Raw genomic sequence first — 17,976 nt, forward strand, 5'->3', positions numbered from 1 at the left:
TAAATTTAAAGAAGTTCACCTTATACAAAAGTAATTCAAAATGATGTTGACTGTTGCTGCTGCATTTAACGCTGTGATGGATACGGTACGGGACTTGGGTACAGAAACGGTTGCCTTTGAAACGGCCACTGGCCGAGTTTTACGGGAGCCGATACTGGCCGATAGACCCTTTCCGCCGTTTGACCGCATTACCATGGATGGTATTGCGGTAAACTACGACAGCTATGTCAGGGGGCAGCATATTTTTGGGGTGGAAGATATACAGGCCGCCGGAGCGCCGCAGTTACAGCTTTCCAATACTGCTAATTGTATAGAGGTGATGACTGGCGCTGTATTGCCGGAAATGACAGATACCGTTATTCCTTATGAACACCTGGAATTTTCTGAACATGAGGGGTTCCGTCGATTTACGGTACATGGTACCGTAAAAAAAGGCCAGAACATACATTATAAAGGATCGGATGTGGATAAGGGCGCTGCGCTGCTGCAGCCGGGCGTAGTGATAGGTCCGGCCGAAATAGGCGTATTGGCTACCGTAGGTAAAACACGGGTACAGGTAAGCCGGCAGCCCCGGGTGGTGGTGATTGCCACCGGCGATGAGCTGGTACCGGTGCATGCCACGCCAGCCCTGCACCAGGTGCGCATGTCGAACGTTTATAGCCTCGTGGCCGCGCTGGAACAGATCGGCGTCAAAGCCCGTTATATTCATCTGACTGATGAAGCCGCCACTATGCGGGCACAGCTGGAGCCGCTGTTAACGGAAACGGATATATGGATCAGTTCCGGAGCAGTGAGCGCCGGAAAATTTGATTATCTCCCTGCCGTATTACAACAGTTAGGAATGCAACAGGTATTTCATAAAGTACAGCAACGGCCCGGAAAGCCTTTCCTGTTCGGTACTTTCCCCCATGGCCCATTAGTATTTGCCTTACCCGGTAACCCTGTATCGGGCTTCATGTGCTTTTACAGGTATATACGCCCCTGGATACAAGCCGCTATGGGTGCGGTAATGCCCGCACCGGTGTATGCACAGCTGGCGGAAAAAATTGTATTTGATGCGGCACTGGAATATTATATCCCGGTGAAACTGCAATCCCAATCCAATGGGGTATTGCTGGCAATTCCGCAGCCCTACCAGGGTTCCGGCGATCTGGCCAGCCTGTTGAAAGCTGATGCTTTCCTGGCATTGCCATTGGAAGAAAATGTTTTTGAAAAAGGAAATTGTTACGAGGTATGGAAATTTCGTTGAGATAAACCCACCGTTTGTTAAATAAGGATTCGTTTGCCTGGATAGTTAAACCCGCCCATTATTTGATAGTCTTATATTAAATCATTTAATTATGGCCGAAGTTACCCAAAAGCTGCAGTTGCAACATCTTGCCTGGCGTGCCGGCTTTGGAGAAACCCTTCCTGTCATCTCCGACTGGGAAAAAAAACGAAGGAAAGATATTGTTAATAGTATCCTGATAGGCCCCACCAGGGCATCCATTGAATCGATGGATGTAATTGCAAATTCCGATCTCCCCGATTATAAGAAGCTGAAATCCATGACGCCCGAAGAAAAGAAAAACGTGCAGCAAATGAATACGCAAGGGATACGGGACTTGAATGTAGCCTGGATTAATGGCATGATTAAAAGCGACCATCCATTGCGGGAGAAGATGAGCCTTTTCTGGCATGGGCATTTCGCCTGCCGTACAGAAAATGTAATATTTAACCAGCAGCTGTTAGCCGTGATACGCGAAAATGCGCTGGGCGATTTCGGCGACTTGCTGAGCGCGGTATCTAAAACACCGGCTATGCTGCAATTCCTGAATAATCAGCAAAACCGTAAACAGCACCCCAACGAAAATTTTGCCCGCGAGGTAATGGAGTTGTTCACATTGGGCAGGGGCAACTACACCGAAAATGATGTGAAAGAAGGCGCCAGGGCCTTTACCGGATGGGGCTTTGATGACTCCGGCGCTTTCGTGTTCCGCGATAAGCAACACGATGATGGCCTGAAATCATTCCTGGGGAAACAGGGGAATTTTAATGGAGATGATGTACTGAAAATACTACTCGATCAAAAGCAAACCGCGAGATTTATTACCACTAAAGTTTATCGATTCTTTGTCAACGATACACCGGATGAAGCGATTATTACGATGCTGTCAGATAAATTCTACCATTCCGGCTACAAGATAAAATCGCTGATGAAAGAAATATTCATGTCAGATTGGTTTTATGACAGCACTTTGATCGGTAACCGTATTAAATCGCCGGTAGAACTGCTGGTAGGCATACGCAGGACGGTGCCCATGGATTTTGAACAGGAGGAAGTGATGATATTATTTCAGCGGGTATTGGGACAAATGCTGTTTTATCCTCCCAATGTGGCTGGCTGGCCCGGTGGGCGCAGCTGGATAGACAGCTCCAGCCTGATGTTCCGTTTACGTATACCACAAGTCATTTTATATTCTCAATCATTTAATGTAATGCCTAAAGAGTTGACACCGGAAATGGGCGGCAATTATAAAATGACCCTGCAAATGAATGATTTCCTGAAACGGCAATACGCGAAAAAAGTAAATGCCCGTATCAACTGGGATCCATATCTACAGGGCTATGCAGATGTGCCCAGGGAAAATCTGGCGAAGGAAATAGCCGGTGTGCTGTTGCAGTTCCCCGATAAAATTGGCCCATCGCTGCTGGAGCAATACGCGGATAGCAGTACCCGGGAAAACTATATTAAAACAGTAACCATCGACGTGATGAGTACGCCGGAATATCAATTGTGTTAATCACCATAAAAATTTTCCAACATGCTGATTCTAAACAGGCGTCGTTTTTTGCAGGTAGGCTCGCTGGCTTCGGCTGCGATGATGATGCCAAAATTCCTGAAAGCGCTGGAACGCGGTAGCCTGGTGCCTCCCGGCAACAAAATTCTGGTGATCATTCAACTGTCGGGTGGTAACGATGGATTGAACACGATCATACCCTACCGCAATGATATTTATTACCGGGCAAGGCCCGCGTTGGGAATAAAGCGGGAAGCGGCTTTGTCGCTGACCGATAACCTGGGTATACACCCTGCATTAAAAGGGCTGAAAGAGTTATACGACGATGGCGCTTTGGGTATTTTGAATAATGTAGGTTACCCCAACCCAGATCGTTCCCACTTCCGGTCTATGGATATCTGGCATTCGGCCAGCCAGTCAAATCAATACTGGTCTGATGGCTGGATTGGGCGTTACCTCGACGCGCAGTGCAAAGGCTGTGATAAACCTACACAGGCCCTGGAGATAGATGACACTCTGAGCCTGGCCCTGAAAGGCGATAGCGATAAAGGCCTGGCGCTGACGGATCCGGCGCGTTTGTACGGTACCAGCAGCGATAAATATTTTAAGGATCTTTTACAGCAACATCCCGGGGCAGATGACCACCACAGCAATGTAGACTACCTGTACAAAACCATGGGTGAAACTATTTCCTCTGCGGCCTATATACAGCAACAGTTTAAGACGTATAAGTCTACCGAAAATTATCCGAATACGGAGCTTGGCAAGAACCTGCGCACCATCGCTAACCTGGTGATGTCGGATATCAATACCAAAGTGTACTATGTATCACATGGAAGTTTTGATACCCATGTAAACCAGGATGCGCAACAGGCCCGCCTGTTCGGGCAACTAAGTGATGCCCTGACCGTATTTACCGGCGACCTGAAAAAGAATAACCGTTTCCAGGATGTAGTGGTAATGACCTTTTCAGAGTTTGGCCGCCGGGTAAGTCAGAATGCCAGCGGAGGAACAGACCATGGTACGGCCAATAACATGTTTTTAATCGGGGGAGGCTTAAAGCAACCGGGCATGATCAACGAAGGACCCGATTTATTTAACCTGCGGGATGGGGATTTGCAGTATAAAGTAGATTTTAAAAGCGTGTATGCCACCCTGTTAAATAAGTGGCTGGGCGCGGATGATAACGCTATTTTGAGGAATACTTATCCGCATTTGGAATTTATTTAGCCATCATCTCATATATTATAAAAAAGAGGAGCGGTATCTGGTCAAAGATGCCACTCCTCTTTTTTATATCGGGTATTTATTGTCCTACCTGGGTGATAATTGCTCTGAAAGCGCCGTCCTGCACACTTCTGGGGCCTCCTGCTGCTGACTGGTCGGCAAGGGTGCCGGAAAAGGTGCCTTCTACCACCATATTGTCGATACGGGTAATCCTGATAACGAAGTCGCTGCTGCCGGTAGACACGAGGGTATTGGCATATACGCTGTTGAGTACAATGCTCATACCATTACCTGTTTTGGTAGCGGGATAGGCGCCTGGCGCAAAAGGTAAGCTGGGGGCGGCCATGGCCATGGTGATTACATCACCGGTATAAGTTTGCCCGGTAATTTCCAGCCTGGGATAGTCGTTGTTCGGGTTCTCGTCTGTTAAATTGGGCGCATAGATGGTTCCTTTTGGATTATCTACCAGGTACACCCTGTTATCCAGTTTCATCGAAACATACTTGCGGCGCTGGGCATCGTCTTTACTATCTTTCTTGCAGGATATACTCAACATTACAATGGCACTGAGTAATGCAGTTACTAATATGCGCATAGGTTATATTATAATCAGTTTTAATTAATTGGCGACTAAATTAATCATTTAAATACAAAAACGGATGCCGGTAACGGATTGTTACATCCCTTCACCGGCATCCGCTGTATATCTTTTCGATGGGCTATTAAGCCTTACGCGCTGTGCGGTACAGGTACCAGCCCATAAACGCAAAAAAGCCACAGCCTATTATATAATACCCTGTTTGTCCCAGCACATTTGTGAGCCCCGTTTGTTGATTGAGTTTGGACAGGATAACGGCCGACCAGTCGAAACCCGCCAGTATAGCGATAATAACGCCGGCCACCGCTCCTCCTGCTACCAGGCCGGTAGCAAAGAGATTGCCTTTGCCCAATTCATCTTCTTCCGGAGAAACCTTTTTGTTGGACTTCTGCTGTTTTCGGTCTACCACACCACGGATAGCCCCACCCACAAAGATGGGTAAGGTAGTGGATAGTGGCAGATAAGCTCCTACTGCGAAAGAAAGAGAGTTAACGCCGCACAGTTCCATGGTAATAGCCAGGAATACCCCTACCAGCACAAACTGCCAGTCGAGGTTGAACGACAGGATGCCTTTTGCCAGTGTAGCCATGAGCGTGCCTTGCGGAGCGGGATAGTATGCACTGCCGATGGCGTGATCTTTCACCCCATGGAGTACCATATCTGCCGTAGGCTTATCGAGGAACTTCACCGTTAAACCGATCACCACAGAAGAAACGATAGCGCCAATAAACAACGCCAGCTGTTGATACATAGGCGTGGCGCCAACAATATATCCCGATTTTAAGTCCTGCGAAGTGCCGCCGGCATTGGCCGCAGCAATACAGATCATACCGCCTACTACCAGTGCCATCGGCTCATACACTTTGCCTGTCCAGCCTACGGCAATAAATACCAGGCAGGTTCCCATGAGGGTGGCGATGGTCATCCCGGAAATAGGATTGTTGGAAGAGCCGATCAATCCTACGATGCGGCTGGAAACGGTGACGAAGAAAGCACCAAATATAACTACGAGTAGCCCTACCAGTAGTTTTTTGCCAATGGAGTCGCCCGGAAGCTGTGGTAACAGTGCGATGAGTAATACCAGGGCAATACTGCCGAAGAGTACCACTTTTAAGCTCAGGTCTTTTTCGGTTCTGGGAGCACTGCCTTTGGCCGCACTGTTTTCAGAGCCATCTTTGATAGCGCCCAGGCTTCCTTTAAAGGAAGAGATAATAGTAGGAATTGTTTTCAGCAGGGTAATAAATCCACCCGCTGCTACAGCGCCGGCGCCGATTTGCCGTACATAGGCATAGTATACTGCAGCCGAATAATCGCCAAAAGTATGTGTAACCGGGTTCCAGTCGCCTTGTCCGCCGGGCGTTTGCAGGTTGGCCAGGTAGCCTATTTTCATCAGCTGAGTGGCAATGGTATCGGGTGGTAGCAACGATGCCAACAAAGGAATGAGGGCCAGCCATGACAGCACGCCCCCGGCTACCAGTACCCCGGCAATGCGGGGACCTATAATATACCCTACGCCCATGTACTCCGGTGTAATATCTGCACTGATTTTGGCAGAAGGGAAAAACTTACTGGCCTGCCTGGTCATGTATTCCGGTGTTTCCGCAATCACATGGAGGATCTTCTGGAAGATGGCATATATAAAAGCAAAGCCCAGTCCGTAGAAAGCTGTTTTAGCAACATCGCCTCCCTTCTCTCCCGCTATCAGTACATCGCCGCAGGCGGTGCCTTCCGGGTATGGGAGGGTTTTATGTTCTTTTACGATGAGTGATCTTCTCAGGGGAATCATCATCAGGGTACCCAGGATACCGCCGCAGATGGCAAGAATCAGGATGGTAAAATAATTGAAATACTGGGCGCCGCCACCCTCGCTGAGGAACAGGAATCCCGGCAACGTAAACACCACGCCTGCCGCAATAGATTCGCCTGCAGACCCGGTAGTTTGGATGATGTTGTTTTCAAGAATGGTAGTGTTGAAGAATTTTCTGCCTAAAGTAATGGCAATAACGGCAATAGGGATAGAAGCTGATACTGTGAGACCGGCTTTCAGCGCCAGGTATACGGTGGCGGCGCCGAAGATAACACCGAAAATACAACCGAGTAAAATGGACTTGAGGGTAAACTCTTTCATTTGTACGCCGGGTGGGACAAAGGGCTTGAATTGGTTATCAGACATATGCGTATTTGATTACAGGTAGTATGTTGTACAATATAATATAGTGAATAATCCGGAGCCGGACATGCAATGATACTAAATAGTAGTTTGAATGTGGTATAAAAGAAAGAGGAAAGCAGGATTGATCCCCGCTTTCCTCCATTTATTTATAATTGACCACTAATAAAAACTTATCTAACGCCGTGCATCCATTTTTTCAGGAAGGTGGTAGACAGGAACAGCAATACTGCTGCAGTTCCTGGCAGGATCACAAATACCATGAAAAATTCATAGAGGTTGTGGATCGTAAAGCCGGCGAAAGTAGGATAATGAGCAGCCAGTTTCAGCTCGTGCAGTTTATCCAGTTGTTGTGCAGTAGCGGTAATAGTACCATCGAGAATGCCTTTCAGGTCGATACCATTTTTGGTAGCCAGTTCGAATTTGTCCATCGTAGGCGGCAGCAGCGCGCCGAGTGTACCAGCGAGTGCATAGCCGGCGGCATTGGCCAGGAACCATACACCCATCAGCAGGGAAGAGAAACGGTGAGGGGCCAGTTTGGCTACCAGTGATAAACCGATAGGCGACAGGCACAATTCACCCAGTGTATGGAACAGGTACATCAGGATTAACCAGCTTACGCCGATTTTTTCGTTAGCACCCAGCCCTTTCATTTGCCATGCAATGATAAAGAAGCCAATGGCCAGCAGTGCCAGTCCGAGTGATTGTTTGGCCGGAGATATTGGTTCCAGGTTGCGTTGCTGTAATTTCAGCCATAAGAAGCTGAAAGGCAATGCAAATACGATGATGAAGATGGAGTTGGCATTTTGCACCAGGCTTGGCGGCATGTCCCAGCCAAAGATGCGGCGATCAGTCTGATAATCCGCTACGAAGGTGAGGGAAGATCCCGCCTGTTCAAAACAAGCCCAGAAGAAGATCACGAAGAATGCCACAAAGTAGATCACGATGATTCTTTGCCTTTCTACTTTGGTAATAGATTTATCGGTAAGGATTAATACAGCGAGACTGATACCGGCGGCATAGATGAATGGATATACCCATGACTTGATAGGATTAGGGTCGATGGACAGGTAGTGGATGCCGAAGAAGAGGACTACCATTAAAGCCAGTACGCTGAAGATGGCGGTAGAAGTAAACTTGGCTTTGTCGGCTTCGCCGGTAACGGTAGTACCGGTCGACTTGGAGAAATCCGGTTTGCCGCCGATGGCTTCGCCGGTGGGCGTTACTACATATTTATCTTTCAGGAAGTAAAAGAGGATGGTGCCAAGGAACATGGCGATACTGGCGGCCAGGAATCCCCATTTAAAGGCGCTTACCACTCTTACGCCGGTGGCTTCTATTTTTACGTCGCCGAGGATAGGGCAAATGGACATACCGAGGAAGGCGCCCATGTTGATACCCATATAGAAGATGGTGAAGGCGGAGTCGAGGCGGCTGTCATTTTTGGGGTACAGCTGGCCTACCATAGAAGAGATGTTAGGTTTGAAGAAGCCGTTACCAATAATGAGGATAAAAAGTGCCAGCCATACGATCATTTTGGCTGTTTCCACGTTGGTTGCGTACAGTACGCCACTTAATACCATGAGCAGTTGCCCTACACCCATTACAAAACCTCCTAATATAATACAGTTCCTGTTTCCCAGGTACCTATCGGAAATATACCCGCCCAGCATAGGTGTCAGGTAACATAAACCGAGGAATCCTCCATAGATAATAGAGGAATCTGCTTCAGAGAAAGCCAATGCGTTCACCAGGAAGAGCGTCAAAAGCGCTCTCATGCCATAAAAATTAAACCGTTCCCACATCTCCGTGGCAAATAATACTGGGAGCCCTTTAGGATGGCCCTTCTGCGAGGCAATAGGGGACTCTTGTGCAACAGCAGTTTGCATCATAAATTGGTTAGTTTTAGCAATAGTTGTTTAGATTTCGTAAACCTTTAAATATGGCAAGTTAAATAAAATCGGTTATCAACGTAAAAAAATGGTATGAATGCTCATTTTTTGCCATTTTTTGAACTTTCTTTGCATTTTCTTTCGCATCTGCATTTATTAGGCAACTCATATGAACATACTACTACTAGGAAGTGGTGGCCGGGAACACGCGCTGGCCCTGAAAATGTCACAAAGTACCCTATGCGGTCAACTTTTTATTGCCCCGGGTAATGCCGGTACCGCTCAATGTGGTACGAACATCAACATGGGGGTGAGTGATTTTGAGAAGATAAAGGCTTTTTGCCTGGAAAACGCCATCGACCTGGTACTGCCGGGCTCTGAAGAAGCGCTGGTAAACGGTATCTATGATTATTTTAAGAGCGAACCTGCATTACAGCATATACCGGTAATGGGTCCATCTAAGGAAGGGGCTCAGCTGGAGGGCAGCAAGGCTTACGCCAAGTTGTTTATGCAACGCCATCATATTCCCACGGCTGCTTACCGGGAGTTCAACGCCGATAATTATGAAGCGGGGGTGGCTTATCTTCAACAGCACTCCTTACCAATTGTACTGAAGGCCGATGGCCTGGCAGCCGGTAAGGGCGTTGTTATTGCGACCTCACACGAAGAGGCGCTGGCTGAATTTGAGCAAATGATTAAATCGGCCAAATTCGGCGATGCCAGTAAAACGGTGGTAGTAGAGCAGTTCCTTACCGGTATTGAGTTGTCTGTATTTGCCCTTACTGATGGGCATTCCTACCAGGTTTTACCGGAGGCCAAAGACTATAAGCGGATTGGAGAAGGCGACCAGGGGCTGAATACTGGTGGTATGGGAGCGGTATCCCCGGTACCTTTTGCCGATGCGGTATTCATGAAGAAAGTAGAAGACCAGGTGATCCGTCCTACGATTGAAGGGCTTTCCAAAGAAGGAATTATCTATCATGGATTTGTGTTTTTTGGCCTGATTAATGTAGGAGGGGAGCCATTCGTGATCGAATATAACTGTCGCATGGGGGATCCTGAAACGGAGGTGGTAATGCCCCGTTTAAAAAATGATTTACTGGAGTTGTTCAACGCAGTAACCGCAGGAAAACTAAGTGAGCAGACTATTTACGCCGACGCGCGTGCAGCGTCTACGGTGATGCTGGTATCAAAAGGATACCCGGAAGCATATGAGAAAAACAAGGTAATCAGTGGTATACCGGCGCCTACCCGCGACCAGGTGGTGTTTCATGCCGGTACCCGGCAGGACGGCACCAACGTACTGAGTAACGGTGGCCGCGTACTGTCAGTTACTTCACTGGCGGCTGATCTGTCTTTAGCCCTGGCTCATTCTGTACAAACAGCAGAGCAGATCTCTTTTGAGGGCAAAGTATATCGCCGCGATATAGGATACGAGTTTATTTAGCCAACGAGCTTTAGCTGTGGGTGGTGTCCGACAGGGCAGCTACCCATAGCTAAAGTGTTTTAGCCACGAACAGCTACAGTAGGGAGGACTGGTACAGGACAATTGAAAAGCGGGACTTGTAAAGGCGTAATTTTAGGCAGCAGGAACAATTAAAACGGACCAATTCCGTTCATCTGATCGAAGCGTAAAGAGAGCAGTTACTATGCCGTTTGTATAACAAATAACTTTTTTTAATATTTAGCTGTATTATTGCAAGAATATCCATTTTTTGCATCGTATATTCGTTGGAATTATTCATTTTTGCATTCTAATTTTTGACCGTATCAACAATGGGATTTTTTAATTTTTTAACGCAGGAAATCGCGATTGATCTTGGTACAGCGAATACGCTGATAATTCATAATGACCAGGTGGTAGTGGACGAGCCTTCCATTGTAGCGATAGAACGGGCTAGTGGCAAAATTGTGGCTGTAGGAAAGAAGGCCATGATGATGCACGAAAAAACACACGAATATCTTCGTACTATACGTCCCCTGAAAGATGGCGTGATAGCGGATTTTAATGCCGCTGAAGGCATGATCAGGGAACTCATAAAAATGATTTACCCCAAAAAGCCCCTGTTTGCCCCCAGCTGGCGCATGGTGATCTGCATTCCTTCCAGTATTACGGAAGTGGAAAAAAGAGCCGTACGTGACTCTGCTGAACAGGCAGGTGCCAAAGAGGTATACCTGATTCACGAACCTATGGCTGCCGCACTCGGTATTGGTATCGATGTGGAAGAGCCGGTAGGTAACATGATCATCGACATAGGTGGTGGTACCACCGGTATTTCGGTGATTGCACTGGCGGGTATCGTTTGCGACCAGAGTATCCGTATTGCGGGGGATGAATTTACCGCCGACATTATGGAAGCCCTGCGTCGTTACCACAGCTTGCTGATTGGTGAAAGAACTGCAGAACAGATCAAAATCCATATCGGATCTGCCCTGAAGGAACTGGACAACCCACCAGATGATATTCCTGTTAACGGTAGAGACCTGGTAACCGGTATTCCGAAACAAATCATGGTATCCTACCAGGAAATTGCAGAAGCCCTCGACAAGTCGATCTTTAAAATCGAAGAAGCCATCCTGAAAGCGCTGGAAACAACGCCTCCGGAGCTGGCATCAGATATTTATCGCAGAGGTTTATACCTGACCGGCGGTGGCGCCTTGCTCCGCGGACTGGATAAGCGTCTCACGCAGAAAATCAAACTGCCGGTGCATGTAGCGGACGATCCATTACGCGCCGTGGTAAGAGGTACAGGTATTGCCTTAAAGCATGTTGGTAAGTATCCGTTCCTGATGCAATAACACTATTTTGATATTTACGGATTTTGAGGTACTGTGGCGAATACTCCCCCGATGCCGAAAAATCCGTAAATCTCTAAATCTCAAAACCCGTGCGCGCTTGTGCGAAATTTAATCATTTTCTTTAGGCGATACTTTAACTTCTTCTTATTTCTGCTGCTGGAAGTGATTTGCATGGTATTGGTATTCCAGCATAACAACTTTCAGCGAACCGCCTACCTTAGCTCCGCCAACGCCATCAGCGGTAAACTGTACGACAAGTATAATAACGTTCAATACTACTTTCACCTCAAGTCGACCAACGATAGCCTGGTGAACGAAAACATGCGGCTGCACAATGCCCTGCTTACCAGCTACGATAGCGTGCTTACCGCAAAGGGGATTAAAATCGATACGGTACGTCAGTACAGCGATGATACCCTGCACAGGGTAATTGGTACACAGATCCGCCGCTACGAATACTTTTCCGCTAAAGTGATCAATAACTCCATCAACAAGTCTGTTAACTATATTACTATTCACCGGGGCAGTTTGCAGGGCATCCGTCCTAATATGGGCGTTATCAGCAGCAGTGGTGTGGTGGGCGTAGTAAGAAGTGTAAGTGATAACTATGCGGTGATTTTGTCGATGCTCTCTAAATCCAACTCCGTATCTATCAGCGCCCGTCTTGGCCAGGGTAAGGAAATGGGATCTGTACACTGGGATGGCGAAGACGCTGGTTACGCGCTGTTGAAGGATGTACCCAAAAGCGCTAAAATACATAAAGGAGATACGGTGGTAACCAGTGGGTTCTCGGCGCTCTTCCCCGAAAATATTCCTATCGGTTATGTGGAAAACATCGCCGTGGGAGATAAGGCCAGCACCTCATATACCATCCGGTTGAAATTGGCCACCAATTTCTTCAACCTGCAATATGTATATGTGATCGAGAACCTGTTGAAAGACGAACAACAACGATTGGAAGATTCAACGTATAAGTTGATTAAATGAGTATACTGTTAAGAAATATAATCCGCTTTGTGCTCCTGTTGCTGATACAGGTGTTTGTGCTCAATGAAATATTGCTGCATCAGCTGGTGAGCCCTTATCTTTACATGCTGTTTATCCTGGCGCTGCCCTTTAACCTGCCCCGTCCTGTATTGATGTTGATGGGACTGCTGATGGGGCTTTCCCTGGATATGTTTATGAATACCCCTGGTATGCACGCTGCTGCCTGCGTTTTCATTGCTTATCTGCGCCCGTTTATTATCAATATCCTATCGCCACAGGGAGGTTTTGAAACTACCCAGAAAACACCTTCCATGACCAGTATGGGAGTATCCCAGTTCCTTATTTATGCTGCTATCCTGGTATTGCTGCATCATACCATATTTTTTTCCTTAGAAGTATTTGGTACAGGTAACCTGTTATACCTGATCATGAAGATCGTCTTTTCATCGCTGGCCAGTCTTTTCCTGATTGTACTGTATGAATTACTATTCTTCTCGAGGAAGTAATAAGGAGAAGCGGCAAGCTTTAGGCTTTTTAATGTAGGTTTGTAATTTAAAATATATCCGTCCTTAAAGCATGTCGGTATTTAATCAGCCCAGGAAGAGAGTAATACAGTTGATTATACTGGGGATGGTCACTTTAATCATCTCTAGATTATTCTTCCTGCAAATTGTGGAGAAGAAGTACGCCAAACTGGCCGATGCCAACGCAGTATTGCGTAAGGTGGTGTATCCCAGTCGTGGTATTATCTACGACCGGCAGAATCGTAGTATCCTCGGAAACGATGTATTATACGACCTCGTAGTAACGCCCGCCAGTGTAAAAAATATTGATACCGCCTATCTCTGTAATATCTTAAAAATAGATAAAGAAGAATTCAAGAAACGTATTATCAATGCCATTGTAAAGAATGGACGGGTAAGACAATCCGTATTTGCTCCTCTGCTGGCGCCGGAAGTATTCGGACAGCTCCAGGAAAGCATGTACCTTTTTTCGCCGGGCTTTGAACTGGTGCCCCGGCAGATCCGCTCCTATCCTTACTCTGCAGCAGCTAACATACTTGGGTATATCGCGGAAATTTCCCCGGCCATGCTGAAGGATACCGCCAACTACAGCTCCTATAACTCCGGCGATTACCTCGGTTTTACAGGGCTGGAAAAAACGTATGAGTCGGTGTTAATGGGCCAGCGGGGTATCCAATACCTGGTAAAAGACAACCTCAACAGGCCACAAGGCGCCTACGAAAACGGCGAATTCGATAGTGCCGCCGTAGCCGGGAAGAACCTGCGCCTTTCCCTGGATATCGAATTGCAGCAGTTGGGCGAGCAGATGATGAAAGGAAAATCCGGGAGTATCGTAGCCATCGATCCCCAAACCGGTGGTATCCTGGCTATGGTGAGTGGTCCTAGCTTCGATCCTAACCTGTTGACAGGGTCTAACAGAAGTGCCAATTTCAGTAAACTATATACCGATACAACTAAACCACTTTTTAACCGTGCCATCCAGGCTACCTATCCCCCCGGCTCTACCTTTAAGCCTATGATAGCCCTGGTGGGACTGGATGAGGGCGTAATTACGCCCAGCTTCGGCTATCCTTGCCGGGGTGCCTATTATGGCTGTTCCCGGCCTATCAAATGCGAGCACCACGATCCGGGTCACGCAGCCAACCTGCGCCTGGCGCTCTCCCACTCCTGTAACGCCTACTTCTCGCATGTATACCGCCTCAGTGTGGATGCTGCCAAATTTGGAGGTATTAAGGAAGGTGGGATGCAGAAATGGGCCGATTATATGAACACCTTTGGTTTCGGTCACAAGATCGGGGTAGATATCCCCAGCGAGGGGCGCGGACTGGTACCAGACAAAAAATATTATGATGCCCGTTATAAGGGCAGCTGGAATTCCTGTACATCCGTGTTCCTGGGTATAGGTCAGGGAGAATTGTTGTTAACACCACTACAAATGGCCAACGCCATGTGTATTGTGGCTAACCGTGGCTCTTACTATATCCCTCACTTTGTAGCCAGCATTGACAATGACGATACACACCTGTTGGATAAGTATAAAAAGAAACATGAAGGTGCGCATATCTCCGACTCGGCCTATAGTGCGGTAATTCATGGAATGACCGATGTGGTGGAGAGCGGTACCGGGCGTATTGCACAAATTGAAGGTATTACTATTGGTGGTAAAACCGGTACGGCGGAAAACTATGGTATCATAAATGGCGTAAGAACCAAATTGAAGAACCATGCATTGTTCGTAGCCTTTGCACCAGCCGAAAATCCACGTATAGCCATTGCGGTGGTAGTGGAAAATTCCGGTTTTGGTGCTACGTATGCCGCACCTATCGCCAGTTTGATGATGGAGAAATACCTGAAAGACAGTATCTCTACTAAACGCCAGCCATTGCTGAAAAAAGTAATGGAAACAGTTACCCTGGACCAGTCGTTGCTGGCTAAGTCGCACCTGGATTCACTGAATAACAATGCCATCATGCTGAAGAAGAAGTCGTAACCAATCACTCATCGAATAAACCGATTAATGAAGAATGAACCGCTCGCAAGCCAAACTGACACAAGGGATTGACTGGCCAATAGTTGGCCTATACCTCGCACTGGTGATTATAGGCATAATGTCGATTTTTGCTGCGGAATACCGGGGTGACGACAATGTGTGGTATGATATCATCCATCCAAATAAAAACTATTCCAGGCAGCTGGTGTGGTTCGGCGTATCATTGGTACTGGCGGCTGTGATATGGCTAACGGACAGTAAGTTCTTTACGGCTACGGCTAACCTCATGTATGCGGGAGGGTTACTGTTGCTATTATTGGTATTGGGGATCGGTAAAGATGTCAAGGGGTCGCACTCCTGGTTGGTGATTGGAGGATTCCAGTTTCAGCCGGCGGAGTTAACCAAACTATGTACTAACCTTGCCCTGGCCAAATATATATCGTCGCAGGAAACGGATTTCACCAAGCTACGATCGCGGCTGATTGCGGCGGCTATAGCCCTGATTCCGGCCGGTATCATCATCTTACAGGATGAAACGGGACTGGCACTCGTATATTTTTCCTTCTTCCTGGTAATGTACCGGGAAGGGTTGCCCGGCGTATTACTGGTGATCGCGTTTTCAGGAATTGTACTCGTATTATCTGCCTTGCTGGTAGATCGAACGGTGCTCTTTTCCATCTTCACGGTGGTAACCGCCCTGGTGATTTATTTCAGTCGGCGGGAGATAAAACGAAAGCGATCGAGACTAGCCATCATACTGGGCGTGTATGCCTTTTGCGGCCTGTTTGTGATGTTTGTGGTGCCATTTGTATTTACCAAAGTGCTGAAAGATTACCAGGTACGCCGTATTGAAGTAATGCTGGGTAAAGAAAATGACCCCAAAGCAACGTACAATACCCGGCAGAGTATGATTGCCATTGGCTCTGGTGGCTTCTGGGGTAAAGGTTACCTGAAAGGGACGCAAACCCGGTACGACTTCGTACCAGAGCAAAGTACCGACTTTATATTTTGTACAATAGGGGAAGATTTTGGCTTTTTGGGCAGTATTGTCTTCCTGGCTATTTATGTGGCGTTGCTCTTCCGGATCATTTTCGTGGCGGAGCGACAGCGATCGACGTTTACGCGAGTCTATGCCTATGGGGTGGCGGGAATTATCTTCTTCCACCTCGCCATTAATGTGGCCATGACCATCGGGTTGGCGCCGGTAATCGGGATTCCCCTGCCGTTGGTAAGTTATGGCGGATCTTCCCTGATGACCTTTACCATGTTGATATTTATCTTATTGCGACTGGATGCCGACCGGCAGATGGTTTTAAGATAGCTTTTACCTTTTTTGTACCTTTGCGCCATGGCGCGTATTATTCCATTATCCGAGGGGTCATTTACAGTAGACGGGACCAAGAAATTTCTTCCTTTTAACCAGGAAACGGACCGCATGCAGGATCGTCCGCATGGATCATTGCTGGTAGAAATCCAGCCATTTCTCGTGATCACTGACCGCGATTACATACTTTTTGATACCGGGTTGGGGTTCCGTAACCCGGATGGGGTATTACAAATTCATCAGCACCTGATTGACCATGGCGTTAATCCCATGGAAATTACCAAAGTGCTGATGAGCCACCTGCATAAAGACCACTCCGGTGGCGTATCTGCAGAAGATCCGATTACCAGGGAGCGTACGCTCACCTTTCCGGGTGCTACCTACTATGTCAATAACGAGGAAATGTTGTATGCCATAGAGCATTCCGGCAAATCGTATCTCGCAGAAGATATCTTCTTGTTACAACAGCGGGATAACGTGGTGTTTACCACCGGCAATGGTACCATAGATGGTTATATTCATTACGAAGTAACGGGTGGCCACTGTCCCTATCACCAGGTATTTTTGGTAGATGACGGAGAGGATAAAGTGTTTTTTGGCGGAGATGTGGCGCCACAGATTTCCCAGATGAAGAGTCGTTTTGCCGCCAAATATGACTATGATGGTAAACGCAGTATGGCACTGCGACAGGAATTTATGGAGCGGGGCAAAAACGAAGGCTGGACTTTCCTGTTTTACCACGATACCAAAGAACCTTTCACCAAGTTTTGAGTATAAAGCGTACCGCTGTTTATGTACACCCTTTTTGATAGCCATGCCCTGAAGGGACAGCATGCCGTTAAAACATGGCAGCAGGATGGCTATCGTTGGGCATCGTATAGCCTTTACCGTGAACCGGCTTCCCACGAATTATATATACCTCATACTTTATTGAACCTGGTTATACAGGGCCATAAGAGAATGTATGATGGCAGGCAGGTACATCATCTGCAAGCAGGTGATGTGCTGGTAATACCGGCCGGTACCCTGCTTTGTTCTGAAATACTCCAGCCGGAGCAGCAATACCGGAGCATCAACCTCATGATACCGGATGAAATGGTGATGTCGGTGTTGGCTGGAGGGGCTCGTGGACAGGATGCCTACAGTAAGGAATTGACCGTACAATCCGGCGATAGGCGTTGGCGGCAGCTCGCGGCCACTTTGCTGCAGGGTTTTACTGAAGAAGGTAACCCCGGTCCAGCCTATGAGGATATTCTCTCCCAAACCTTACACCTGGTAAGCAGCAATGGGGCATTGAGTAGTATGCTGGTGAAGGCGGTGAAATATCCGTTGCCGGATATGATGGATCAGCTAAGAACCCGCTTGCCGGAAGTGCGTTTTTTGGAAGAAATTGCCCAAATGGGGCATATGAGCACGGCCACCGTAAAGCGCCGTTTTCGTGAAATATACCATTGCAGCCCCATGCAGTGGATATGGGAAAAGCGCTTGCAAATGGCGGGGTTCCTGTTGCGCACTACGGAGCAATCCATCCCTGAAATTGCCTACAGCACCGGGTTTGAAGATATTACTCATTTTTACCGCCAGTTCAGGCGTTGTTTCCAGGTAACACCATTGCAATGGCGGCATATGGAAACTGATCTTTTCAGCAAATAGCTTTATTCCCCGATTCTCTACCTTCAGGAAAA

At 47.5% G+C, this 17,976-nt stretch carries 14 protein-coding genes; 11 read left to right on the forward strand and 3 right to left on the reverse strand.

All coding sequences use genetic code 11. The features are described 5' to 3' along the window. Positions 1–40 precede the first annotated feature (40 nt). From HGH91_RS12465 to HGH91_RS12475, 3 genes are all read left to right on the forward strand, one after another. On the forward strand, positions 41–1,249 hold the full coding sequence (locus tag HGH91_RS12465; RefSeq protein ID WP_168738746.1) for a molybdopterin molybdotransferase MoeA: 1,209 nt from the start codon (positions 41–43) through the stop codon (positions 1,247–1,249). Positions 1,250–1,340: 91 nt separating this feature from the next. Beyond that, positions 1,341–2,783 (forward strand): DUF1800 family protein, encoded by a 1,443-nt coding sequence (locus tag HGH91_RS12470; RefSeq protein WP_168738747.1) that lies wholly within the window; start codon positions 1,341–1,343, stop codon positions 2,781–2,783. Positions 2,784–2,804: 21 nt separating this feature from the next. Then, entirely contained in the window at positions 2,805–4,010 is a 1,206-nt protein-coding gene (locus HGH91_RS12475) for a DUF1501 domain-containing protein (RefSeq protein ID WP_168738748.1), read from the forward strand. Positions 4,011–4,086: 76 nt separating this feature from the next. On the opposite strand, the gene HGH91_RS12480 is transcribed toward HGH91_RS12475, so the two are convergent. The 3 genes from HGH91_RS12480 to HGH91_RS12490 all read right to left on the reverse strand — a co-directional run bounded on the left by HGH91_RS12480 (position 4,087) and on the right by HGH91_RS12490 (position 8,667). Beyond that, complete coding sequence (locus HGH91_RS12480; protein WP_168738749.1) at positions 4,087–4,602, reverse strand: hypothetical protein; 516 nt, start codon at positions 4,600–4,602, stop codon at positions 4,087–4,089. A 127-nt stretch (positions 4,603–4,729) separates the two neighbouring features. Beyond that, positions 4,730–6,778, reverse strand: a complete 2,049-nt coding sequence (locus HGH91_RS12485) for an OPT family oligopeptide transporter (protein WP_168738750.1) — start codon at positions 6,776–6,778, stop codon at positions 4,730–4,732. Positions 6,779–6,948: 170 nt separating this feature from the next. Beyond that, a complete protein-coding gene (locus tag HGH91_RS12490) occupies positions 6,949–8,667 on the reverse strand; it encodes a peptide MFS transporter (protein ID WP_168738751.1) in 1,719 nt (572 codons plus the stop codon). A gap of 169 nt (positions 8,668–8,836) precedes the next feature. On the opposite strand from HGH91_RS12490, the gene purD reads away from it, so the two are divergent. From purD to HGH91_RS12530, 8 genes are all read left to right on the forward strand, one after another. Further along, a complete protein-coding gene (gene purD, locus HGH91_RS12495; RefSeq protein WP_168738752.1) occupies positions 8,837–10,114 on the forward strand; it encodes a phosphoribosylamine--glycine ligase in 1,278 nt (425 codons plus the stop codon). A gap of 329 nt (positions 10,115–10,443) precedes the next feature. Beyond that, entirely contained in the window at positions 10,444–11,466 is a 1,023-nt protein-coding gene (locus HGH91_RS12500) for a rod shape-determining protein (RefSeq protein ID WP_106527013.1), read from the forward strand. Between the two features lie 99 nt (positions 11,467–11,565). Beyond that, positions 11,566–12,453: a rod shape-determining protein MreC gene (gene mreC / locus HGH91_RS12505; protein WP_168738753.1), complete on the forward strand. Its 888-nt coding sequence runs from the start codon at positions 11,566–11,568 to the stop codon at positions 12,451–12,453. Beyond that, the gene (gene mreD / locus HGH91_RS12510; RefSeq protein ID WP_168738754.1) at positions 12,450–12,959 is read left to right on the forward strand and encodes a rod shape-determining protein MreD; all 510 of its coding nucleotides are present in this window, start codon (positions 12,450–12,452) and stop codon (positions 12,957–12,959) included. Before mreC ends, mreD begins: the two co-directional genes overlap by 4 nt. A 70-nt stretch (positions 12,960–13,029) precedes the next feature. After that, the gene (gene mrdA, locus HGH91_RS12515; protein WP_168738755.1) at positions 13,030–14,967 is read left to right on the forward strand and encodes a penicillin-binding protein 2; all 1,938 of its coding nucleotides are present in this window, start codon (positions 13,030–13,032) and stop codon (positions 14,965–14,967) included. Positions 14,968–15,001: 34 nt separating this feature from the next. Continuing rightward, positions 15,002–16,288 carry a rod shape-determining protein RodA gene (gene rodA, locus HGH91_RS12520; protein WP_168738756.1) on the forward strand — a complete coding sequence of 429 codons (1,287 nt, stop codon included), beginning with the start codon at positions 15,002–15,004 and terminating at the stop codon, positions 16,286–16,288. Positions 16,289–16,315: 27 nt separating this feature from the next. Continuing rightward, on the forward strand, positions 16,316–17,062 hold the full coding sequence (locus HGH91_RS12525) for an MBL fold metallo-hydrolase (RefSeq protein WP_247651719.1): 747 nt from the start codon (positions 16,316–16,318) through the stop codon (positions 17,060–17,062). 21 nt (positions 17,063–17,083) lie between these two features. Beyond that, positions 17,084–17,944, forward strand: a complete 861-nt coding sequence (locus HGH91_RS12530) for an AraC family transcriptional regulator (protein ID WP_168738757.1) — start codon at positions 17,084–17,086, stop codon at positions 17,942–17,944. Positions 17,945–17,976 lie beyond the last annotated feature (32 nt).

It is taken from the genome of Chitinophaga eiseniae, from assembly GCF_012641265.1.
Lineage (GTDB): Bacteria > Bacteroidota > Bacteroidia > Chitinophagales > Chitinophagaceae > Chitinophaga > Chitinophaga eiseniae_A.

Coding starts and splice junctions, on each gene's coding strand:
- HGH91_RS12465 (WP_168738746.1), top strand. CDS start 41: ATGATGTTGACTGTTGCTGCTGCATTTAACGCTGTGATGGATACGGTA.
- HGH91_RS12470 (WP_168738747.1), top strand. CDS start 1,341: ATGGCCGAAGTTACCCAAAAGCTGCAGTTGCAACATCTTGCCTGGCGT.
- HGH91_RS12530 (WP_168738757.1), top strand. CDS start 17,084: ATGTACACCCTTTTTGATAGCCATGCCCTGAAGGGACAGCATGCCGTT.
- rodA (WP_168738756.1), top strand. CDS start 15,002: ATGAACCGCTCGCAAGCCAAACTGACACAAGGGATTGACTGGCCAATA.
- HGH91_RS12475 (WP_168738748.1), top strand. CDS start 2,805: ATGCTGATTCTAAACAGGCGTCGTTTTTTGCAGGTAGGCTCGCTGGCT.
- purD (WP_168738752.1), top strand. CDS start 8,837: ATGAACATACTACTACTAGGAAGTGGTGGCCGGGAACACGCGCTGGCC.
- HGH91_RS12480 (WP_168738749.1), bottom strand. CDS start 4,602: ATGCGCATATTAGTAACTGCATTACTCAGTGCCATTGTAATGTTGAGT.
- HGH91_RS12490 (WP_168738751.1), bottom strand. CDS start 8,667: ATGATGCAAACTGCTGTTGCACAAGAGTCCCCTATTGCCTCGCAGAAG.
- mrdA (WP_168738755.1), top strand. CDS start 13,030: ATGTCGGTATTTAATCAGCCCAGGAAGAGAGTAATACAGTTGATTATA.
- HGH91_RS12525 (WP_247651719.1), top strand. CDS start 16,316: ATGGCGCGTATTATTCCATTATCCGAGGGGTCATTTACAGTAGACGGG.
- HGH91_RS12485 (WP_168738750.1), bottom strand. CDS start 6,778: ATGTCTGATAACCAATTCAAGCCCTTTGTCCCACCCGGCGTACAAATG.
- HGH91_RS12500 (WP_106527013.1), top strand. CDS start 10,444: ATGGGATTTTTTAATTTTTTAACGCAGGAAATCGCGATTGATCTTGGT.
- mreD (WP_168738754.1), top strand. CDS start 12,450: ATGAGTATACTGTTAAGAAATATAATCCGCTTTGTGCTCCTGTTGCTG.